Origin of the sequence: Arthrobacter sp. UC242_113 (assembly GCF_044054585.1) — a bacterium.
Classification (GTDB): domain Bacteria; phylum Actinomycetota; class Actinomycetes; order Actinomycetales; family Micrococcaceae; genus Arthrobacter.
In genome coordinates, this window is the sequence record NZ_CP171968.1 from 2,137,432 (window position 1) to 2,158,125 (window position 20,694).

The following is a 20,694-nucleotide window of genomic DNA, read 5'->3' on the forward strand; positions in this document are numbered from 1 at the left end:
TGCCCGACGGCGGAACTATAGTCTGGAGGTGCCCGGCCGTTGGTCTGTGCGCACCTTGGGGAGGAACAGGTTGTCAGAGCAGGATCCGCAGCACCCGCCGTCCGGAGAAAGGCCGCCTGAACAGCCATGGGGCGCCCGCCCGCAGTGGGGCAGCGAGCAGCCCAATCCCTACCAGCCCGGACCGTACCAGCCCAGCGCCCACCAGCCCTACGGGCCGCCGAACCAGTGGAGCGCAAACCCGTATGCCGCAGCGCCCCCGAACCCCACAGGACTGAACCCCGCAGGACTGAACCCCGCAGGACTGAACCCCACAGGGCTGAACCCCGCCATCCCCTTTCCCGTGTACGCGGCCCCGCCGAAGCCCGGCGTGGTGCCGCTGCGGCCGCTGATGTTCGGCGAAATCATGGACGGGGCCTTCAAGACGATCCGGCGGAATCCCAAGGCGATGCTCGGAGCAGGCCTCGTTGCCCAGGCGCTGGGGGCAGTGCTTGCCGGCGTCATCCCGCTGGTCACCCCGGCATCCGATGCTTCCGCAGAGGCCTGGCTGGGGAACCTCAGCACTTCTGAGATGACCTCCCTCTTCGCAGGTGTGGCGGGCGGCTTTATGCTTATCGGCCTGGTAACGGTGTTCATCTCCGTGGTGATGCAGGGGGCCATGGTGGTCCCCGTGGCCAGGTCCATCCTCAACCGGCAGACCGGCTTCCGGCAGATGTGGCTGCTTGCGCGGGGCCGGGCGTGGGCGCTGGTCCGCCTGGCCGGGATCGGGGTGGCAGCCGTGCTGCTGGGCGGGGCCTTCATTGCCCTGGCCACCGTACTGCTGGCCAATTCGATGGGTACCGGGGCGCTCGTCATCGTGCTGCCACTGTTTTTGGCCTTTATCGCAGCCATAATCTGGGTGTCGGTCAAGCTGACCGTCGCACCGGCGGTCATCGTCGTCGAGGACGTGGGAGCGCTGGATGGCATCCGGCGCTCCTGGGCCGTCACCCGGAGAAGCTGGTGGCGGGTCTTCGGCATCGTCCTCGTGGTGTCACTCCTCGTCGGCATCATCGGCCAGATCGTCCTCATCCCGCTCACCCTGCTCACCGGACTGCTCACCACCGTGGCGGGCCCGCAGGACCCGGCCAGCCAGGCGGCCGCCCTGCAGGTGGTGGTCGGTGTCGCCACGGCCATCGTGTCCGCCGCCGTCGGCGCCGTGGCGTTCGCTTTCCAGACGTCGGTCATGGCTTTGCTCTACATGGATCTGCGGATGCGCAACGACGGACTGGACATCGCGCTGCTCCGGCTGCTGGAAACGGGCCATGACGACGGCGGCATCCCGGGCCGGGGCGTGCCCGTCTACAGTCCGGGCCGGAACGGCGGAGGCCCCTACCAGTCCTGGCCTTACCAGCAGGGCCCCTACCAGTCTCGGCCTTACCAGCAGGGTCCCTACCAGCAGGGCCCATATCAACCCGGGCCCCATCAGGCTGGTCCTTACGGGAATTCAGCAGGCTGGCCGCCGCCCCCGGGGCCGCCGACGATGCCGGGATGAGCACCGTCGGCTTCGTCCCGGCCCTGCAGCACGCTACGGCACTGCTGAACCGGACCATGGAACCACCGGTGCAGCCTGACCGGGAAGAAGCACGCCGCTGGGCGGCGGAGGAGCTCTCCAAACGCGAGTACAGGGAGGCGGCACCCGGCTGGCTGGAAACCCTCTGGCAGCAGTTCCTCGACTGGCTGCAGTCCGTGACCGATGGCCAGTCCCCTGCCGAAGGACCTCCCGTGGCGCCCTTCATCGGCCTTGGCATCGCCATCCTGATAGCTGTGGCCATCATCCTGGCGCGGCCACGGCTGAACGCCCGCCGCCGCGCACCGAAGGAGATCTTCGACGCCGAAACAGTCGCCACGGCAGCCGACTACCGGGAGCGCGCAAAAGCAGCGGCGGCACGTGGCGACTGGGCGGCCGCCGTCGTCGAACAGTTCCGCGCGCTGGTGAATTCAGCCGAGGACCGGGCCGTCCTGGATCCCCAGCCTGGCCGGACAGCCGACGAGGCTGCCGGACAGCTCAGCCGGGCATTCCCTGCGGCCAGTGACAAACTCGAGGCCGCTGCCCGCATGTTCGATGCCGTCCGCTACGGCAGCGGGAGTGCCGTGGCAGCCGACCATGCCGCGGTGGCTGAGCTGGACTCGACCCTGGAAAGGCTCACGTCTTCCTACGCAGAGGCAGCACCCGGCGGACTGGCGGTACCCAGGTGACGCATCTCCCCCGCACCGAACCGGCGGGCACCGTAGCGGCGAGCACGGAGGCAGGCAGCACGGATGCCCCGCCGGGCGGCAGTACGAGCAAAGGCGGCGTCATGGTTGCAGCCCGACGCAGGAAGACCGGCTGGATCCGCAGGCACCGCGCGGGGGTGCTCTTCGGCCTGGCCATGGCCGTTGCCCTTGCCGTGGTCCTCGCGTTCCAGTCGACACCACAGGGTGACAACCAGGAGCTGTCCATCCGCAATTCCGGCCCGCAGGGCGCCAGGGCAGCAGCCCAAATCCTCGGTGCGCAAGGCGTCACCGTTGAACAGACGGCGTCTTTTGAGGAGACTCTGGCAGCAGTGCGTGCAGGCCGCAGGAGTGGGTCCGGCTCTACGGTCCTGGTCTACGACCAGCGCGGGTTCCTTGCTCCCGAACGGCTCCGCCGGCTGCTTGCAGAGACGGACCGGCTGGTGGTGGTGTCGCCGCGCCTGGCCGCACTGACCGGCCTGGGCAGCACCATCCGGCAGGCCGGGGTGGTTCCCGGCTCGGAGCAGACCCTCCAGCCGGGATGCTCCGTTGCCGATGCCCAGGCCGCTGGTGACATCAGCGCGGACGGAGGCTTCCTCTACGCCGGCGGCACCGTCTGCTACGGCGCCGGCGGGAGCGGGCGCGGCCTTTACGCCACGGCAGAGGACGGCAAGCTCGTGGTCATCGGCAGCACAGCCCTGATCAGCAACCAGTTCCTGGCCGCCAACGGCAACGCCGCCCTCACCCTGCGGACACTGGGCAGCCAGGGAGACCTCATCTGGTACCTGCCGGGTCCCAGGGACCTCGGGGGCAGCCCGGCACCGAAGACCCTGGCCGAGCTTGCACCGGCGTGGTCGGCGTTTGTGGCCCCGTGGCTCATTGTGGTGGCCCTGTTTGCCATGCTGTGGCGTGGGCGCCGTCTCGGCCCGCTGGTCTTCGAACCCCTGCCCGTGGTGGTGAAGTCAGCGGAAACAGCCGAGGGCAGAGCCCGGCTGTACCACGAGGCCCACGACGTCGCCCGGGCGGCGGACACCCTCCGTGCCGGTACCATCGTCCGGCTTGCCTCCGCGCTCCGGGTGGGCACCGCAGCCGGGCTTTCCGACGTCGCCGGCTCTGACGTGGCGGCCGCCGCAGCCCGGCATCTGGACCGGAACGCCGCCGAGATACAGCAGCTCCTGCAACACCGTCCCGCGACCGAGGCCCAGCTTGTCCGCTGGGCACAGGACCTTGTCCGACTAGAGAAAGAGGTACAGGCCAGATGAGCCAGCAGCCAAACGGCCACCCGCACGGGACCTACGGCAACGGAACCAACGGCAACGGAAGCTACGGCGAAGCGCCGGTGGGCACCATGGCCGCTCCGCACACCCCAGAACACACCCCGGATCATGCCCCGGATCCCGTCCGGCAGGCGCTGCTTGACGTCCGGCACGAGGTGGCCAAGGCAGTGGTGGGCCAGGATTCCACGGTCACCGGCATGCTGATCGCCCTGCTGTCGCGCGGACATGTGCTGCTCGAAGGCGTGCCGGGCGTGGCAAAGACACTCCTGGTCCGGGCCCTGTCCGCGGCCCTGAGCCTGGACACCAAGCGCGTGCAGTTCACACCGGACCTCATGCCCGGCGATGTCACGGGGTCCCTGGTGTACGACGCCGCCAATTCGGACTTCAGTTTCCGTGAGGGTCCCGTCTTCACCAACATGCTCCTGGCCGATGAAATCAACAGGACGCCGCCCAAGACCCAGGCCTCACTGCTGGAAGCCATGGAGGAACGCCAGGTGTCCGTCGATGGCGTATCGCGCCGGCTGCCGGAGCCCTTCATCGTGGCGGCCACGCAAAACCCCATCGAGTACGAGGGCACCTACCCGCTGCCCGAGGCCCAGCTGGACCGGTTCCTCCTCAAGATCACCATGCCCCTGCCTGACCGTGCCGCCGAAATCGAGGTTGTCCGCAGGCACGCCGCCGGCTTCGATCCCCGTGACCTCGCCGCAGCCGGCGTCCGCCCCGTGGCGGGCGCCAAGGAACTGGAACGGGCACGGCGGGCCGTGGCCACTGTCGAAGTGGCGCCGGAGGTGCTGGGCTACATCGTTGACGTGGTCCGGGCCACCCGCGCCGCCCCGTCCTTCCAGCTGGGCGTCTCGCCGCGCGGTGCCACAGCGCTGCTGAACACCTCGCGGGCCTGGGCCTGGCTGTCCGGCCGGAACTTTGTCACTCCGGATGACGTCAAGGCGCTGGCCCATCCGTGCCTGCGGCACCGCGTGGCGCTCCGGCCCGAAGCCCTGATGGACGGTGTCCAGGTGGACGACGTGCTGGGCAGCATCCTGGCCTCCGTGCCGGTCCCCCCGCTGATCCCGTGGCCATTTCCGGACGGCTGGTACTCCTGGCGGCAGCCGGGCTGGCACCGGTGCTGCTTTTTCCCGGCTGGCTGACCGTGCTGGCCGTGCTCCTGGTTCTTGGCGCCCTGGTCTTGCTGAACGTGCTGCTGGCCGCGGCACTGCAGCAGGTCTCGGTGGAAAGGTCAGCGCCCGCCAACGTCACCCTCGGGGGCACGGCGGACTCCCTGCTGACGGTGCATAACCGTGGCACCCGCAGGCTCAGGGCCGTAGTGCGCGACGCCTGGCAGCCCTCGGCCGGGGCGCAAAACCCGGTCCAGGCGGCAGACGTTCCGGCCGGTGAACGGCGCCGTTTAAGTGTCAGGCTGAGGCCTGTCCGGCGCGGCGAGCTCAAGGCGCCCCACATCACCGTCCGCTCCTTCGGCCCACTGGGGCTGGCTGCCCGCCAGAAAACGGTGCAGGCTCCCGGATCGCTTCGGGTGCTGCCGCCTTTCAATTCCCGGCGGCACCTGCCGTCAAAGCTGCGCCGGCTGCGGGAGCTCGACGGCAAGGCGGCAGTGCAGATCCGCGGCGCCGGAACCGAATTCGACTCCCTGCGCGACTATGTCCGGGGCGATGACGTCCGCTCCATTGACTGGCGCGCGACAGCGAGACGGTCCGCCGTCGTCGTCCGCACCTGGCGGCCGGAGCGCGACCGGCGTGTGGTGATCATGCTGGACACGTCGCGGACCGCCGCTGCGCGCGTGAACGACGAGCCCCGGCTGGATACCGGTATCGAGGCCGCACTGCTGCTGGGCGTCCTTGCAGAACGCGGCGGGGACCGCGTCGACTTCTTCGCCTTCGACCGGAGGATGCGCGCCCGGGCAGGCACCACGGCGGGCGGCAACCTGCTGGGGCAGCTGGTGCAGGCGGCGGCGCCGCTGCAGGCAGAACTCATCGAGCTGGACTGGGCACAGGTGCCTGCCCAGGTCCGTGCGGTGTCGGCGCACCGTTCGCTCGTGGTGCTGCTGACCTCCCTGGATGGCGGCGCGCCGGAGGAGGGCCTCATTCCGATGGCGGCGCGCCTCGCCCAGCAGCACGTAGTGGTGGTGGCGTCGGTCCGGGACCCGCTGCTTGGTGTGATGCTCCAGGACAGGACGACGGCGGCCCAGGTGTTCCGCGCGGCGGCCGCGGAACGGGCCTTGCTCGAGCGGGAAGCCGTGAGTGCCCAGCTCCGTCAGTTCGGCGTCGAAGTGGTGGACGCCGAACCGCGCCAGCTGCCGCCGGCGCTGGCCGATGCCTATATCCGGCTCAAGGCTGCAGGGCGGCTGTGAGTGCCAGCCCGAATACAGAACCATCAGACCAAATGTCAGGAGCTCTCGTGAACGCCCCGATCTACCGTCAGGCGCTGGGCGCCGCCTTCTTCCGGCTGCAGCCGGAACTGCAGGAGTACTTTTCGCTCGCCCCGGGTTCCGGCAGCTTTGGCGTCGGCGAAGGCGTTTTCGAGGTGGTGGGCTGCCGGCAGCAGTGGCTGCGGCCGATGCTTCGGCTGACCGCCGGTGAGCAGGCCTTCTTCCCGGAGTACGGCGAGGGCGTGCCGTTCCGGATCGAAAACCATGCGCATCTCGATCCTTTCGGCCGCTCCAGCCTGACTGCCCGGCGCCAAATATTCTTCCCCGGCAGGACCAGGATCTTTCAGGACACCACCAGTGTGGAAGCGGGCGGTCCCGGTTCCCACGTCCCTGGCAACCAGGCCCGCCTGGTGGACTACGTGGGCCGGTACCGCCGGCTGGTGACGGACCTGAATCTTGACGTGACAGCGGAGGGTCGGTTGCGCGGAGTCTCTGAAGTATCCCGCCTGTTCCTTGGCCCGCTGCGGTTGCCGCTGCCGGCCGCCCTTGACGCGAAAGCGTATGCGGAGCAGTGGTGGGACCCGGACGCCGGGGAAACCGGACGGCACAGGATCCAGGTGAAGGTGATCCAGCCGCAGCTCGGCCTCGTCCTGGTTTATGCCGGCCACTTCGACTACCGCCTGGAACCCTATCCGTCCGGAAGTTCTTCAGCGGGTTTCCTGCCGGCGTATGCCAGGCCCGACCGCTGGGAGCGCCGAAGCTAAGGAAGCACCAGGCCGCCCACCCTGGCGCTGATCAGCCGAGCGCCAGCTGGTTCAGGCCGTCGGCAACCTGGGTCAGGCGGGTGAGGACCTCCGTCGCGGCGGCTGGTGACTGCCTTTCAAGGCCGCCCGACGGCGTGACCCGTAACGTGCCAAGCGACGCCAGCGGCAATCCAAGCTGCTGCCAGGGACGCCGGACAGATTCGACAACGTCGGATGCCTTCGGCACGCCGCCCGGCCCGTCAGCCTGCAGGGCTCCGGCCCAGAGCCGCTTGCCGGCTTCGACTGCCTCCGCGAGCTGTTCCCACTGCCGGGTGGTCAGGGCCCGCAGTGGAACCGCGATGGCGTCCGCGCCGGCAGCCACGATCCTTTCGAACGGGGCCTCGATCTCCGGCACCGCGATGGCGATCTCGGCGGCGCCGGCCTCGCGGAGGGCGTCAGCCACCACCCGCCAGAGCTCCGTGACCTCGTGTCCGGCGACGGAGCGCAGGGTCCGGTAGCCGCTGGAGGTGGGGATGGTGCCGGCGAGGACCGAGGCAATCTCCGGTTCGTCGAGCTGCACCACGAGCCTGGCCCCGGGAACGGCGGCGGACACCTTGGCCAGGTGCGCGCCAACCCCGGCGGCGAGGGAAGCAGCAATGTCGCGGCGTGCGCCATAGTCGATCAGGGCACGCTCGCCGTTATGGAGGTGCAGGCCGGCGGCCAGGCTCAGGGGGCCGCGCAGCTGGACCTTGAATTCGTCGCTCGCGTTGTCCTCTTCGCCGGCGATGTCGGCCAGCACATTGATGTCCGTGGAGAGGGCGGACCTTGCCCGGACCAGGTCACGCCCGGGCCGGTCAACGATCCGCCAGCCGTGCGGCTGGACGTCCACTGCCAGGTCCACCAGGAGTGAGGCGGTGCGGCCTATCGCGTCGGCGCCGACGCCACGGTCAGGCAGTTCGGCAAGAAAAGGAAGGTGCGGGCTGCCGAGCTCACCGCGGATGATGCGGGTGGCCTCCACCGGGTCCTGGCCCGGCCAGGGTCCCAGGGCGGTGGCGGTTACCTGGGCGGGCAGCTGGAAGTCTGGGTCCGGCACGGCTTAGGCGGTAAGCGTTGTGGAGGGGCTGGCCGACCCGTTGGCCGTTCCGCCGGCAGAGTTGTGGTCCTCGGCGATCGCCTCGTGGTGCCGGATCACCTCACCGATGATGAAGTTCAGGAACTTTTCCGCGAACGCGGGGTCCAGTTGCGCGTCCTCAGCGAGGCGTCGGAGCCGGGCAATCTGGGCGGTTTCACGGCCGGGGTCCCCCGCCGGAAGACGGTGCGCGGCCTTGAGGAAACCGACCTTCTGGGTCGCCTTGAACCGCTCCGCGAGAAGGTAGACGAGGGTTGCATCAATGTTGTCGATGCTTGACCGGATCGATAGCAGCTCCGCCATCACCGCAGGATCCACATGCCCGGCCAGGGAGCTGGCGGCAGGATTGTAGGAGTCGGAGTCAGGCAGATCATGGTTCAGCTCGGTCATGGTTCCAGTCTATGGGCACCGCAGGACTCCCTGCCCGTGTTAAGGATGCTGGCGGAGAATGTAAGTGTTCGCACATGCCGACAAGGAGGATGCACATGAGGATTGCAGTTCTTGGTACCGGGGTGGCGGGCAGAACCCTGGCGGGAAAACTCGTGGAGTCCGGTCACGACGTCGTGCTCGGGTCACGCACCGCCACGAACGAGGCCGCCGTGGCGTGGGCTGCGGAAGCGGGCCCGCGGGCCAAAGCCGCGACGTTCTTCGACGCCGCGGCGGAGGCCGAGGTGGTCATCAACGCCACGCCCGGCGCGGTATCGCTGGAGGTACTGGCTGCGGCCAGCACGAAGAACCTCGCCGGCAAGGTGCTGATCGATGTGGCCAACCCGCTGGACCATTCGGCCGGTTTCCCGCCGTCGCTCTCCATCTCGAACACCGACAGCCTCGCGGAAACCATCCAGCGTGCGTTTCCCGCGGCCCGCGTGGTGAAGGCACTGAACACCATGCGCGCCGATGTCATGGTGGCGCCGGACCGGCTGGCAGGCGGGGATCACGACGTGTTCATGGCCGGGGACGACGCGGAGGCCAAGGAAGTGGTGGCCGGGATCCTGCGGGAATTCGGCTGGCGGACTGAACACATCAGGGACCTTGGCCCGCTCGAGGCGGCGCGGGGCCTGGAGATGTGGCTGCCGCTGTGGCTGCGGATTTTCCTGAAGCAGGGGAACAGCGTGTTCAACATCAAGGTGGTCTCGGACTAGACCAGCGGAAACTGGCGTCCCCGCCCTCTGTGGAGGGCGGGGACGCCAGTTTGCCGGGCGGTTCCCGCCGTTCGTCTGGATGCCGAAAGTTCTAGATGCCCAGCAGGGCGCGGTGGTCCTCCCGGCGCTTGGCCTGCTCGGCCGGGTCCGGGACAGGCAGCGACGCGATCAGGCGCTTCGTGTAGTCATGCTGCGGAGAGCCCATGACGTGGTGGCCGATTCCCTGCTCAACGAGCTTCCCCTTGAACAGCACCCCGACCCAGTGCGACAACATGTCCACCACCGCCAGGTCGTGGCTGATGAACAGCGCCGCGAACCCGAACTCCTGCTGGATTTCCCGGAACAGTTCCAGTACTTTCGCCTGCACCGAAACGTCCAGTGCCGACGTCGGCTCATCGGCGATGAGCAGTTTCGGGTTCAGGATCAGCGCACGCGCCAGGGAGGCGCGCTGGCGCTGCCCTCCGGACAGCTCATGCGGAAAACGGTCAGCGTACGACGCCGGCAACTGGACTGACTCCAGCAGCTCACCCACGCGCTTGCGCGCCTGCGCCGGTGAAGGGTTGGTGTGGATGACCAGCGGTTCGGCGACGCAGTCGCCGATGGTCAGTTGCGGGTTGAAGGACGCTGCCGGGTCCTGGAAGACGAACCCGATTTCCTTGCGGAGCGGCTTGAAGGTCCGTTCCTTAAAGTTCAGCATCTCGTAGCCCAGGACGTTCAGGCTTCCGCCGGTGGTCCGGTTAAGGCCGGCAATGGCCCGGCCGATGGTGGTCTTCCCGGAGCCGGATTCGCCAACGAGTCCGAATACTTCGCCCTCGGATACCGTGAAGCTGACGCCGTCGACGGCCTTGAAGGCGGGACTGCCCAGCCGGCCGGGGTACTCGATGGTTAGGCCCTTGGCCTCCACCAGCACCTGCCCGCCCTGGTGCGCCCGCTCCGTCATTCCTTCGGAGGCCGAGTGCCGGCCAAGGTGCGGGACGGCGGCCAGCAGCTTCCGGGTGTAGTCCTGCCGCGGCTCGGCGAAGAGGGATTTCACGCTGGCTTCCTCCACGACATCGCCCTGGTACATCACCACGACGCGGTCGGCGAGGTCGGCCACGACGCCCATGTTGTGCGTGATCAGCACAATGGACGTCCCGTACTTGTCCCTCAGGTCCCGCAGGAGCTCCAGGATCTCCGCCTGCACCGTGACGTCCAGGGCGGTGGTGGGTTCGTCCGCCACGATCAGCCCCGGATTCAGGGCAAGCGCGGCGGCGATGACCACGCGCTGCTTCTGGCCGCCGGAGAACTGATGCGGGTAGTAGTTGACGCGCGTTTCAGGGTCCGGGATGCCCACCTTGCGGAGGGCCTCGACGGCCCGTGCCTTCGCCTCCTTGGCCGTGACGCGCTTCCCGCCGTCCCGACCCGCGTGGGCGAGGATCCCTTCGGCAATCTGCCAGCCGACGGTGAACACGGGATTCAGTGCTGTGGACGGCTCCTGGAAGACCATGGCCACATCCCGCCCCCGGATCTGGCGGAGCCTCCCCGGGCTGACGCTGATGACGTTGCTGCCGTTGATGACCACGGCGCCGGAGCTGATGGCGGTTTCCGGCAGCAGGCCCAGGATGGTCTTGGCCGTCACGGTTTTGCCGGAGCCGGATTCGCCGACGATGGCGAGCACTTCCCCCGCCTTCACTTCGAGGCTCACGTCCTTGACGGCGTGGACGTCCCCGGCGTCGGTGGCGAACGTGACTTTCAGATGGTCGATGCCCAGCACCGGTGCGGCGCCGGCGGCATGCCGGTCAGAAACAGATCCGATATTGATGGTCATGAGCTTCTCACATCTGCTGAAATGGCTGCCTGGGCCGCCACGGTCGAGGCCGGTCCGCCCTTGTTCCCGGCGCGCTTGCGCCCGCGGAGGCGGGGATCGTTGAGGTCGTTGATGCTCTCCCCCACCAGCGTCAGGCCAAGCACCGTCCAGACGATGGCAAGACCCGGGAACACGCCGGTCCACCAGATGCCCGAGGTGGTGTCCGCCAGCGCCTTGTTGAGGTCGAAGCCCCATTCGGCGGCGGACGAGGGCTCGATGCCGAATCCCAGGAAGCCCAGGCCTGCGAGCGTCAGGATCGCCTCGGAAGCATTCAGGGTGAAAATCAGCGGAAGGGTGCGGGTGGCATTCCGGTAGATGTGCCGGCCCATGATGCGGATGCTGGAGGCGCCCACCACTTTCGCCGATTCGACGAACGGTTCCGCCTTGAGCCTGATGGTCTCCGCCCTGATGACCCGGAAGTACTGCGGAATGAACACCACCGTGATGGAGATCGCCGCGGCGAGCACGCCGCCGAAGAGGCTGGACTCACCGCCGCTGATGACGATGGCCATGACGATGGCCACCAGCAGTGACGGGAATGCGTAGATTGCGTCTGCCACCACCACCAGGACACGGTCGAGCCAGCCACCGAGGTATCCGCTCACCAGGCCGAGGATGACGCCGGCGAAGATGGACAGCACCACGGCCACGACGATCACGAGGATGGCGGTCTGGGAGCCCCAGATGACCCGGGACAGGACATCATAGCCGCCCACGGTGGTGCCCAGCAGATGCTTTCCGCCCGGTGGCTGCTGCGTGGGAAAGCTGCCGTCGGCGTCCGAAAAGCTGTGCAAATCCGTAGGGGGCGAGGAGCGGGGCAAAAATTGCGGTCAGGAGGAACGTGCCGGTCAGGACGAGTCCGACGACGAGCATGCCCCGCTGGAGTCCGACGCTTTTGTTGTAGTGGGAAATGACGGGCAGCCGTTTGAGAAGCGGTGCCTTGTGGTGCATGGTGGCTTCCATTGGAGGGTTGGTGCTCATTGTCAGTACCTCACACGGGGATCGATCAGCGCGGCCACGATGTCCACGATGAAGTTGGTGATGGCGACGATGACGGCCAGGAGGACCACGATGCCCTGGACGGCCACGAAGTCGCGGGCCGTCAGGTAGTTGGCCAGCTGGAAGCCAAGCCCTTTCCACTCAAACGTTTTCTCCGTAAGCACGGCGCCGCCGAGCATCACCGCGATCTGCAGGCCCATGACGGTGATGATGGGGATCAGGGCAGGCTTGTAGGCGTGCTTGGTGACCAGCCGGAATTCACTGACGCCGCGCGAGCGGCCCGCCTCGATATAGTCGCGGCCCAGGGTGCCGATGAGATTGGTGCGAACCAGCCTGAGGAAGATGCCTGCAGTCAGCAGGCCAAGGGCAACCGCGGGCAGCACGGCATGTGCCATCACGTCGCCGAGGGCGGCCATGTTGCCGCTTCTGAGCGCGTCCAGCCAGTAAATTCCGGACGGCGCCTGGAGCCCTGTAAGGGCAAGTTCGCTGGAAGTTTTAGCCCGACCCGCCACGGGCAGCCAGCCCAGCCACACGGCGAAAGTCAGCTTCAGCAGCAGCCCGGCAAAAAATACGGGTGTGGCGTAGCAGAGAATGGCAAAGACGCGCAGTACCGCGTCCGGTGCGTGGTCCCTGCGGTGGGCGGCGATCATCCCGAAGGGAATGCCGACCAAAAGTGCGACGATGAGCGCGTTGACCGTAAGTTCGAGCGTGGCAGCACCGTAGGTTGCCAGCATCTCAGTGACCTGGCGGTTGTCAGAGAGGGTGGTGCCGAAATTGCCGGTCACCAGCTGGCCCAGGTATTCGAAATACTGGACGGGAAGCGGGCGGTCGTATCCGGCGTCGTGAATCCGCTGTTGCAGCTGGTCCGGAGGCAGGCGGCCGCCCATGGCCGCCGTGATGGGGTCGCCGGTGATCCTCATGAGGAAGAACACCATGGTGACCAGGATGAAGATGGTTGGAAAGATCAGGAGGAACCTGATCAGGATGTATTGGCCCAGTCCCCCGCCGGACTTCTTTTTCTTTGTCGGCAAAAGGCCGTCTGCGTCGCTTGGCGGCGCCTCAATGAGAGTTGTCATTACTGCCTGATTCTGTGTTTCCGGGTCCGTCACGGATCCGGAATCGGCTGTTCACCGGCCAGCCAAGGAGGCGGAACGCCTGAAGGCGTCCCGCCTCCTTGGCTGGTCAGGACCTGATGGGGTGGAGTCCTACTTGGAGATCACTCCGAGGCGGGTCTTGAATGACGGGTCCAGCGTCTGTTCCACGCCCTTGATATCCGCGCCGGCCACCATCAGCTGCGCGCCCTGCAGCAGCGGCAGCGTGGAAAGGTCCTTGGCCACGGCCGTCTGCGCGTCGCCGAGGAACTTTTCGCGCTCGGCCTTGTCAGCCGTGACAAGTTGCTTCTTGATGATGTCAGTGACCGCCGGGTTCTCGTAGTGGTTCTTGAGGAAGTTGCCCGGGATAAAGAACGGCGTGAGGTAGTTGTCCGCGTCGGAGTAGTCCGGGAACCAGCCAAGCTGATAGACGGGGTAGGCGTCCGCGGTGCGTGCCTTGGAGTACGTCACCCACTCCGTGGACTGCAGGTCCACCTTGAAGAGACCCGACTTTTCCAGCTGTTCTTTGATCATGGCGTATTCATCGCCGGAGGACTTGCCGTAGTGGTCCGGGTTGTACTGCAGTTTGATGTTGACCGTGCCCGTGATGCCGGCGTCGGCGAACGCCTTCTTGGCCTTGTCCAGGTCAGGCCTGCCGTTGCCGTCGCCGTACATCTCCTTGAGGGGTTGCGCTGCACCTGGCACTCCATCCGGAACAACCGAGAACGCAGGAAGGTAAGTGCCTTTGTAGACCTGGGTTGCGATGGCGTCCCGGTCCACAATGTCGGCCATGGCCTGGCGGACGGCGAGCGCCTTCTTGGCGTCGGCGTCGGCCGTCTTCGCACCGAAGGGCATGGTGTCGAAATTGAAGACGATGTAGCGCAGTTCGCCGCCGGGGCCCTTGTGCACCTTGACCTTCGAGTCCTTTTCAAGGTCCGCGGCGTCGGTGGCTGTCAGGCTCCGGCCGGCAACGTCGATGTTGCCCTGCTGCACGTCCAGCTTCAGGTTGTTGGAGTCGGCGTAGTACTTGATGTTGGCGCCGTCGTTGGCGGGCTTGCCGAGCACGCCGTTGTAGTCCGGGTTGGCCTTGAGGCTGACGAGCTCGTTCTTCTTGTAGCTCTCGATCGTGTACTGGCCCGCGAAGGGCTTGCCCTTGACGATCTCGTCATCGCTCATGATCTTGTTCGCCGGGAAGACTTCTTCGTCGATGATGGGACCGGTGTTGGTACCGAGGACGCTCGGGAACACCTGGTCGTTCGCCGCCTTGAGCGTAAAGACGACTGTGGAATCGTTCTGGACTGCCACCGATTTCAGATTTGCGAGCAGTGACGCGGGTCCGTTGGGGTCCGCGATTTTGACGACGCGGTCGATGGAGAATTTGACGTCGGAGGAGGTCAGCGCGTGGCCGTTGGCGAACTTGAGGCCCGGCTTAAGCTTCACGGTGTATTCCGTGGGGCTCGTGAAGGAGGCGGATTCCGCGATGTCCGGGCTGGCCTCGGCTGATCCGGGCTTGGAGTTCATGAGGAACGGATAGACCTGGTTCATCACCATGAACGAGCCGGCGTCGTAGGAGCCGGCGGGGTCCAGGGTGACAACTTTGTCCGTGGTCCCGTAGGTGATGGTCCCTCCGCCGGCGCCGCCGGTGGACGTTCCCCGCCGCCGGACGGGCCGGTGCAGGCTGTGAGTGCGAAAGCGGAAACGCCTGCCAGCGCGATAGCGCTCTTCAAGGCCCTCTGATTCATTGCCATCTGTGAACTTTCTGTTCGATGAGTACGCGCGGGGTGCCCGATCCGACTCGTGTGCGGGCAGCCCGCTGATGCCTCTGATTCAACCAGAAGGTTGCCTGGTGAAACATTGCATCGTGTGAGTTGAGACACAAAATTTACCAGAATGGACTGCGGTCCGCTGACCGAACGGTCGGAAACCGGTAGATGGCAACAAAAAACGGCCGGCGGAAATCCGCCGGCCGCTCTCACTCCGGAAACCGGAGCACGGTCAAAGTTGCGCCCGCTGCAGGGACCGCGCAGCGTCGATGGTCGCCTGGCCGAGGACCCTGCTGCCCTGGTAGAGCACCACGGTCTGGCCCGGAGAAACACCGCGTAGCGGGTCCGTCAGGGTCACCACAAGAGTGTCCCGCGCAATTCCGGCGTCGTCGGCAACCCGCTCAACGCGCGCAATGGCAGGAACGGGGTCGCCGTGTGCGCGCACCTGCGCATGGCAGTCAAAGTCGGCGCCCGAGTCAACCTCACCGATGGGCAGGCCGGCCCAGGAAACCTTGATGCCGCGGATCTCGTCGATGGCCAGCAGGGCCTCGGGACCAACCACCACCTTGTTTTCCTTCGGCCGGATCTCCAGCACGAACCGCGGCTTGCCGTCCGCGGCGGGCCGGCCAAGCTTCAGCCCCCGCCGCTGCCCGACGGTGAACGCGTTCGCTCCAGGGTGTTCGCCCACCTTGGCGCCGGTCTCGTCGACGATGTCGCCCGTGGTCATGTCGATCTTTTCCGCGAGCCACCCGGCGGTGTCACCGTCCGGGATGAAGCAGATGTCGTGGCTGTCCGGCTTGTTGGCCACTGACAGTCCGCGCCGGTCAGCCTCTGCGCGGACCTCAGCCTTCGACGGGGTGTCCGCGAGCGGGAACATGGAGTGCTTCAGCTGCTCATGGGTGAGCACGCCCAGGACGTAGCTCTGGTCCTTCGCCCAGTCGGCGGCACGGTGCAGCTCGCGGTTTCCGTCGGCGTCCTCGATCACCTTCGCGTAGTGGCCCGTGCACACGGCATCGAACCCGAGGGCGATCGCTTTTTCCAGCAGGGCGGCAAATTTGATGCGCTCGTTGCAGCGCATGCAGGGGTTGGGGGTGCGGCCGGCGGCGTACTCGTCGATGAAGTCCTGGACCACATCTTTCTTGAACCGCTCGGAGAAGTCCCACACGTAGTAGGGAATCCCCAGGACGTCGCAGGCCCGCCAGGCATCGCGGGAATCCTCAATGGTGCAGCAGCCCCTGCTGCCGGTGCGCAGGGTGCCCGGCATCCTCGACAGCGCGAGGTGAACGCCAACGACGTCGTGCCCTGCCTCGACGGCGCGGGCGGCGGCAACGGCGGAGTCGACTCCGCCGCTCATAGCTGCTAGAACTCGCATTATGGCTTTCTGTTGGTTTGGGACCAATGACGCACGGGTTGCCGGACTATTCTACTTGCTGCCGGAATCAAGGCCTAAATTTCCTTGACGGTTCGGGCCCGCCCTTCTAAAGTCACGAGTATCATTTTTAGAACGCGGGCCGCTGGCCTGCCGGGCGAATCGAGTAGCCATGCACCCTGAAAGCATCATCATCGCCGGCGCCGGGCTGGCCGGAGCGACGGCGGCCCGCACCCTGCGCGCCGAAGGGTACGCCGGGAACATCACCATCGCAGGGACCGAGCCGCACCCGCCCTATCTCCGGCCGCCGCTGTCCAAGGAATACCTGCTCGGTAAAGCCGGCGAGGACGCCGTCGAGATCGCACCGGAGGTCTGGTACGCGGACAACAACGTCAGCCTTCGGCTGAACACCCCGGTGGCGTCGGTCGATCCGGCCGCGCACACTGTCCGCTTCGCCGACGGGACGGTTCAGGGATACGGGGCACTGCTGCTGGCGCCCGGCGCAACGCCCCGGACGCTCCCGCTGAAGGGCGCGGAACTCGACGGCGTCAGCACCTTCCGCACGCTCGATGACAGCCGCCGCCTGCGGGAACAGCTGTCGCCAGGTGGACGGACCGTTGTGCTCATCGGTTCCGGCTGGATCGGAATGGAACTGGCCGCGGCGGCGAGCACCTACGGCAACCGGGTCACGCTGCTCGGGCTTGAGGACATCCCGCTTGCCGCGGCGATCGGCCCGGAGCTGGGCAGCTTTTTCCGTACCCTGCACGAGGACAACGGAGTCCGCTTCCGGCTACCCGCCTCCGCCAGCGAAATCACCGGACAGAACGGACGGGTGAAGGGCGTGCTGACCGACACCGGCGAACTCCTGCCCGCCGACATCGTGGTGATCGCCGTCGGAGTGGTACCGGAAACTGCACTCGCCACCGCGGCCGGGCTGGAGGTCCGCAACGGTATCCTCACGGACGCTTCGCTTCGCACGAGCGCCCCGGATATTTTTGCCGCAGGGGATGCCGCCAATGCACTGCATCCGTTCACCGGCGAGCACCACCGCAGCGAACACTGGTCCAACGCGCTCAACGGCGGCAAGGTGGCGGCCAAAGCCATGCTCGGCCAGGACGTTGCCCTGGACACAGTCCCCTACTTCTACACCGACCAGTTCGACGTCAGCATGGAGTACTCGGGCTTCCCGTCCCTCGCAGCAAAGGCAGCTCCGGTCATCCGCGGCTCGCTGGACAGCAAGGAGTTTGTGGCGTTCTGGCAGCAGGACGGGCGGGTCGTGGCCGGCATGAGCGTCAACTGGCCGAGGTCCGTCAAGCCAAGTGCCCAAAAGACCATCAAGACGCTCATCACCGGCCGGACCGCTGTGCCTGCCGAACGGCTGGCGGACGAGACGGTTCCGCTCGACCAGCTGGTGCCGGAAGCCAGCTGATGCCGGATCAGAGGATGCCCGAACCCTGCCGGGCAACGGTGGCAGCCGTCTGAATGGACGATTCATGACCGGCCATCCCGGCCTGCCGCGCCCGGGCGTAAGCACCGGGCAGGGCCGCGAGGAGTGCGTCGACGTCCGCTTCAGTCGAAGGATGCCCCAGGGTGAAGCGCTGTGCACCGCGCGCCGTTTCCTCGTTCAGGCCCATGGCAAGGAGGACATGCGACGGACGCGGAACACCTGCCGTGCACGCCGAGCCAGTGGACGATTCGACGCCGGCGAGGTCCAGGAGGAACAGCAGGGAGTCGCCCTCGCAGCCGGGAAAGGTGAAGTGGGCATTGCCGGGCAGCCGCCCGTCGCCCTCCGCGCCCCGCAACACCGCTGCCGGAACTGCGTCACGGACCCCTGTGATGAGCCGGTCGCGCAGCCCGGAAAGCCTCGCCGCCTCGGCTTCGAGGTTCTTCGCGGCCGAGTCGGCAGCGGCGGCGAAGGCCGCGATGGATGCCGTGTCCAGCGTTCCCGAGCGGACGTCGCGCTCCTGTCCGCCGCCGTGCTGTACCGGCGTGAGCTTCACCGACCTCCCCAGGATTAGCGCCCCGACGCCGACCGGCCCGCCAATCTTGTGCCCTGAGATGGACATGGCATCCAGCCCGGAGGCACGGTAATCCACGGGGACAGAGCCAAACGCCTGCACCGCGTCCGAATGCACCGGGACGCCGGCGGCGTGCGCGAGCTCCACCACCCGGTGGATGGGTTGGATGCTGCCCACCTCGTTGTTGGCCCACATGACCGTCACCAGGGCAATGGACTCGGGGTCACGCGCGAGTTCTGCCTGCAGCGCTTCGAGGTCCAGCACGCCGTCCTGGCTGACGGGCAGCCAGGACATTTCCGCCCCTTCGTGGCGCTCCAGCCACTCCACGGTGTCCAGCACGGCATGGTGCTCGACGGCGGAGCACAGAATCCGCCGCCGGCGCGGGTTTTCCGCCAGCCGGGACCAGTACAGGCCCTTGACGGCGAGGTTGTCCGCTTCGGTGCCGCCCGAGGTGAAGATGACCTCCGAGGGATGGGCGCCTGCCGCGGCGGCAAGGGTTTCCCGCGCGTCCTCCACGGAGCGTCTCGCCCGGCGGCCAGAGCCATGGAGGGACGAGGGGTTCCCGGTCCGGGACAGCTCGCGCGTCAGTGCAGCCAGGGCTTCGGCGGCGATGGGCGTGGTGGCGGCATGGTCCAGGTAAACAGGCACGCTTAAAATTCTAGACGCCGCCGCGTTTCAGCCGTCTCAGGGCCTTATCCTGGCGCAGCAGCGCCCGGCCGTCCGGTCCTCCACCACTTTCTCCTCCGGCACCCCGCAGGCAGCCGCCGCGCCACTCAAAAACGCCCCGTTCATGGCACACACCACGTCCGCGTGCCCGTCAGCGAGTCGGTGGAAGGGGCAGTTCATCAGGACGGTGCCGCCATCCGCGTCCTGTTCGGGCATATAGCCAATGCGCCCCAGCACCTCATCCAGGGATGATCCGCTTCCACCCAGGGCATGGCCACGGGAGTAGGACGCGTCAGCCAGTGCCTCATGCACCCCTCCCCCGCCGGCCATGGAGGATTCAATCGCGGTGGCCATCAGCTCACCGGCCAGGTCGTAGCTCCGGTCCGGTACCGACGCACCCACTTCTTCCAGCGCCGGGCGGTACAGCTTCGCGGGGCGGCCCGACCCCGGGCCGGCCTTTCCGCCGAGCTTGCGGAACTCGACGGCGAGCAATCCGTCGCGGACCAGCCTGTCCAGGTGGAAGGAGGCCGTAGACCTGGGCATGGCCAGCGCAGCAGCAGCGTCGTCCCGCCCCACCGCGGACGGCTGCCCGGTGACGTACTCAAAAAGGCGCCGCCGGCTGGCGTCGCCCAGCGAGGCCAGGGCCGCCAGGCGGCCCGTCCACGAAAGAGCTGGCTTGGATTCGCGGTTCTCAGCTGGACTGCTCATGGGTCCAGCGTAACTCTAAAATCAAGATCCGTTGCTAAAGAGGGATCGGCGGTTCTAAAATCAAGTTATCTACTTTTAGAAAGGAGTTTGCCATGAAAACTACGGCACTCAAGGAGTCCGCAAGTCCGCGAACGCTCGGAGCGGATCCCGCCCGCCAGTCGTTCCTGCTACTGCGCACCGTATTCACCGTCGCCCCCGTCCTGTTCGGCCTGGACAAGTTCACCAACCTCCTGACCGACTGGACCGGCTACCTCGCACCGATAGTTCCGGATACCTTGCACCTGCCGGGGCAGACGGTGATGTACGCCGTCGGCGTCGTCGAGATCATCGCGGGAATCCTGGTAGCCGTGCGGCCGCGGATCGGGTCGCTCGTCGTGGCTGGCTGGCTCCTGGGGATCATCGTGAACCTGCTCATCCTCGGGGCCTATTACGACGTCGCCCTGCGCGACTTCGGCCTGTTCGTGGGTGCGCTGGCCCTCAATCGGCTGGCCACCGCCGCAGCGGCTCATCAGCCCGGCGGAACCACCGTCAGCCACTGAGTAATGTCTGCCCGGGCGGCGGCGAGCGCCGCCGCCGTCGGGCACGATGCCGACACATACACGGACGAGCCGGCCGTACCGAAAACCCGGGCCAGCACCGCGGTGGCCCGGCCGGCTTTCTGACCTGCTGGCTTGGCGGCGCGTTCCAGAACCAGTACGTCCACGGCCGGCCCCGGCTTGCCCCGCTCACCGCCCCACCGCAGCGACGCCGGCTTCAAATAAGTGGGCAGGACAGTGGGGTCCAGATAGGCAAACAGCGCCGCCGTCGATGCCCTGTCATCAGCCGCCACCAGGGGCCACTGGTTCTGGCGCACCTCGGCCGCCGCCTGGCAGCCGTCGGATTTTTGATAGCGGCTGGCGCCACCGGCGTTACTGACCACCTGTTTCCATTGGGGCGCTTTGGCCAGGTCCTCCGTCAGCCCGACGGGAACCCCGTGTGCCAGCGTGGCCCCTGCCGCGAACGGCATGTCGCGGGCGGCCACGGCACCGGCATCGTGTCCGGGGGTAATAGTCGGCGTGCCCGGTCCGCTGCTGACAGGCCGGCTACTCGGAGCAGCCGGATCCGGCACACCCACACTGCAACCGCCGAGAAGGGCAGCGGCCGCGGCGGCTGCCAGCACCACGTGCATGCGCCGGGCATCACCGCGACCTGTCCGAACTCCCATTCCAAAAAGTCTAGACGCCCTGCGTTCCCCCAGCGTTTCCACCGGCGGGAACCCGTAACCCTGCTGCGGTCGTTGTTCCAGAAGACCGCCAAGACCGGCTTATATGCTTGGC

Annotated in this window: 16 protein-coding genes and 3 pseudogenes; 9 read left to right on the top strand and 10 right to left on the bottom strand. The window is 67.1% G+C overall.

Translation table 11 applies throughout. The features are described from left to right. Positions 1-70 precede the first annotated feature (70 nt). The 6 genes and pseudogenes from ACHMXB_RS09630 (at position 71) to ACHMXB_RS09655 (ending at position 6,668) form a co-directional block, all read left to right on the top strand. On the top strand, positions 71-1,528 hold the full coding sequence (locus ACHMXB_RS09630) for a hypothetical protein (protein ID WP_395404765.1): 1,458 nt from the start codon (positions 71-73) through the stop codon (positions 1,526-1,528). Continuing rightward, positions 1,525-2,232 carry a DUF4129 domain-containing protein gene (locus ACHMXB_RS09635; RefSeq protein WP_395404767.1) on the top strand — a complete coding sequence of 236 codons (708 nt, stop codon included), beginning with the start codon at positions 1,525-1,527 and terminating at the stop codon, positions 2,230-2,232. Before ACHMXB_RS09630 ends, ACHMXB_RS09635 begins: the two co-directional genes overlap by 4 nt. Positions 2,233-2,333: 101 nt before the next feature. Further along, on the top strand, positions 2,334-3,509 hold the full coding sequence (locus ACHMXB_RS09640) for a DUF4350 domain-containing protein (RefSeq protein ID WP_395404769.1): 1,176 nt from the start codon (positions 2,334-2,336) through the stop codon (positions 3,507-3,509). Positions 3,510-3,595: 86 nt separating this feature from the next. Further along, positions 3,596-4,582 (top strand): annotated as a pseudogene (locus ACHMXB_RS09645) (AAA family ATPase); the annotation flags it as partial. An 11-nt stretch (positions 4,583-4,593) separates the two neighbouring features. Beyond that, the gene (locus tag ACHMXB_RS09650) at positions 4,594-5,886 is read left to right on the top strand and encodes a DUF58 domain-containing protein (RefSeq protein ID WP_395404771.1); all 1,293 of its coding nucleotides are present in this window, start codon (positions 4,594-4,596) and stop codon (positions 5,884-5,886) included. Positions 5,887-5,933: 47 nt separating this feature from the next. Beyond that, positions 5,934-6,668, top strand: coding sequence for a DUF4166 domain-containing protein (locus tag ACHMXB_RS09655; RefSeq protein ID WP_395404773.1), 735 nt, complete (start codon positions 5,934-5,936; stop codon positions 6,666-6,668). A 31-nt stretch (positions 6,669-6,699) separates the two neighbouring features. Here ACHMXB_RS09655 and ACHMXB_RS09660 read toward each other — a convergent pair whose 3' ends face one another. Then, positions 6,700-7,740, bottom strand: coding sequence for a hypothetical protein (locus ACHMXB_RS09660; RefSeq protein ID WP_395404775.1), 1,041 nt, complete (start codon positions 7,738-7,740; stop codon positions 6,700-6,702). A gap of 3 nt (positions 7,741-7,743) precedes the next feature. Next, positions 7,744-8,166, bottom strand: a complete 423-nt coding sequence (locus tag ACHMXB_RS09665) for a chorismate mutase (protein ID WP_395404777.1) — start codon at positions 8,164-8,166, stop codon at positions 7,744-7,746. Positions 8,167-8,261: 95 nt separating this feature from the next. Here ACHMXB_RS09665 and ACHMXB_RS09670 point away from each other — a divergent pair, with 95 nt between their 5' ends. Further along, entirely contained in the window at positions 8,262-8,918 is a 657-nt protein-coding gene (locus tag ACHMXB_RS09670) for an NADPH-dependent F420 reductase (protein WP_395404779.1), read from the top strand. Between the two features lie 91 nt (positions 8,919-9,009). On the opposite strand, the gene ACHMXB_RS09675 is transcribed toward ACHMXB_RS09670, so the two are convergent. From ACHMXB_RS09675 to mnmA, 5 genes and pseudogenes are all read right to left on the bottom strand, one after another. After that, positions 9,010-10,725, bottom strand: a complete 1,716-nt coding sequence (locus tag ACHMXB_RS09675) for an ABC transporter ATP-binding protein (RefSeq protein WP_395404781.1) — start codon at positions 10,723-10,725, stop codon at positions 9,010-9,012. Then, a pseudogene (locus ACHMXB_RS09680) lies at positions 10,722-11,745 on the bottom strand (ABC transporter permease). Before ACHMXB_RS09680 ends, ACHMXB_RS09675 begins: the two are co-directional and overlap by 4 nt. A 2-nt stretch (positions 11,746-11,747) precedes the next feature. Next, entirely contained in the window at positions 11,748-12,839 is a 1,092-nt protein-coding gene (locus ACHMXB_RS09685; RefSeq protein WP_111905801.1) for an ABC transporter permease, read from the bottom strand. 129 nt (positions 12,840-12,968) lie between these two features. Beyond that, positions 12,969-14,602 (bottom strand): annotated as a pseudogene (locus ACHMXB_RS09690) (ABC transporter substrate-binding protein). Between the two features lie 247 nt (positions 14,603-14,849). Beyond that, on the bottom strand, positions 14,850-15,989 hold the full coding sequence (mnmA, locus tag ACHMXB_RS09695) for a tRNA 2-thiouridine(34) synthase MnmA (protein ID WP_395404783.1): 1,140 nt from the start codon (positions 15,987-15,989) through the stop codon (positions 14,850-14,852). Between the two features lie 169 nt (positions 15,990-16,158). Here mnmA and ACHMXB_RS09700 point away from each other — a divergent pair, with 169 nt between their 5' ends. Next, positions 16,159-17,415 carry an NAD(P)/FAD-dependent oxidoreductase gene (locus tag ACHMXB_RS09700; RefSeq protein WP_395404785.1) on the top strand — a complete coding sequence of 419 codons (1,257 nt, stop codon included), beginning with the start codon at positions 16,159-16,161 and terminating at the stop codon, positions 17,413-17,415. A gap of 7 nt (positions 17,416-17,422) precedes the next feature. On the opposite strand, the gene ACHMXB_RS09705 is transcribed toward ACHMXB_RS09700, so the two are convergent. Both ACHMXB_RS09705 and ACHMXB_RS09710 read right to left on the bottom strand, forming a co-directional pair. Next, a complete protein-coding gene (locus ACHMXB_RS09705) occupies positions 17,423-18,652 on the bottom strand; it encodes a cysteine desulfurase family protein (protein WP_395404787.1) in 1,230 nt (409 codons plus the stop codon). Positions 18,653-18,688: 36 nt separating this feature from the next. Next, positions 18,689-19,378 carry a helix-turn-helix transcriptional regulator gene (locus ACHMXB_RS09710; protein WP_395404789.1) on the bottom strand — a complete coding sequence of 230 codons (690 nt, stop codon included), beginning with the start codon at positions 19,376-19,378 and terminating at the stop codon, positions 18,689-18,691. Positions 19,379-19,470: 92 nt separating this feature from the next. Here ACHMXB_RS09710 and ACHMXB_RS09715 point away from each other — a divergent pair, with 92 nt between their 5' ends. Continuing rightward, positions 19,471-19,917: a hypothetical protein gene (locus tag ACHMXB_RS09715; RefSeq protein WP_395404791.1), complete on the top strand. Its 447-nt coding sequence runs from the start codon at positions 19,471-19,473 to the stop codon at positions 19,915-19,917. On the opposite strand, the gene ACHMXB_RS09720 is transcribed toward ACHMXB_RS09715, so the two are convergent. After that, positions 19,887-20,582 carry a hypothetical protein gene (locus tag ACHMXB_RS09720; RefSeq protein WP_395404793.1) on the bottom strand — a complete coding sequence of 232 codons (696 nt, stop codon included), beginning with the start codon at positions 20,580-20,582 and terminating at the stop codon, positions 19,887-19,889. The genes ACHMXB_RS09715 and ACHMXB_RS09720 overlap by 31 nt on opposite strands. Positions 20,583-20,694 lie beyond the last annotated feature (112 nt).

Excerpts from the sequence above, each read along its gene's own strand:
- ACHMXB_RS09635 (WP_395404767.1), top strand. The coding sequence starts at position 1,525 with ATGAGCACCGTCGGCTTCGTCCCGGCCCTGCAGCACGCTACGGCACTG.
- ACHMXB_RS09640 (WP_395404769.1), top strand. The coding sequence starts at position 2,334 with ATGGTTGCAGCCCGACGCAGGAAGACCGGCTGGATCCGCAGGCACCGC.
- ACHMXB_RS09665 (WP_395404777.1), bottom strand. The coding sequence starts at position 8,166 with ATGACCGAGCTGAACCATGATCTGCCTGACTCCGACTCCTACAATCCT.
- ACHMXB_RS09670 (WP_395404779.1), top strand. The coding sequence starts at position 8,262 with ATGAGGATTGCAGTTCTTGGTACCGGGGTGGCGGGCAGAACCCTGGCG.
- ACHMXB_RS09675 (WP_395404781.1), bottom strand. The coding sequence starts at position 10,725 with ATGACCATCAATATCGGATCTGTTTCTGACCGGCATGCCGCCGGCGCC.
- ACHMXB_RS09685 (WP_111905801.1), bottom strand. The coding sequence starts at position 12,839 with ATGACAACTCTCATTGAGGCGCCGCCAAGCGACGCAGACGGCCTTTTG.
- mnmA (WP_395404783.1), bottom strand. The coding sequence starts at position 15,989 with ATGCGAGTTCTAGCAGCTATGAGCGGCGGAGTCGACTCCGCCGTTGCC.
- ACHMXB_RS09700 (WP_395404785.1), top strand. The coding sequence starts at position 16,159 with ATGCACCCTGAAAGCATCATCATCGCCGGCGCCGGGCTGGCCGGAGCG.
- ACHMXB_RS09710 (WP_395404789.1), bottom strand. The coding sequence starts at position 19,378 with ATGAGCAGTCCAGCTGAGAACCGCGAATCCAAGCCAGCTCTTTCGTGG.
- ACHMXB_RS09715 (WP_395404791.1), top strand. The coding sequence starts at position 19,471 with ATGAAAACTACGGCACTCAAGGAGTCCGCAAGTCCGCGAACGCTCGGA.
- ACHMXB_RS09720 (WP_395404793.1), bottom strand. The coding sequence starts at position 20,582 with ATGGGAGTTCGGACAGGTCGCGGTGATGCCCGGCGCATGCACGTGGTG.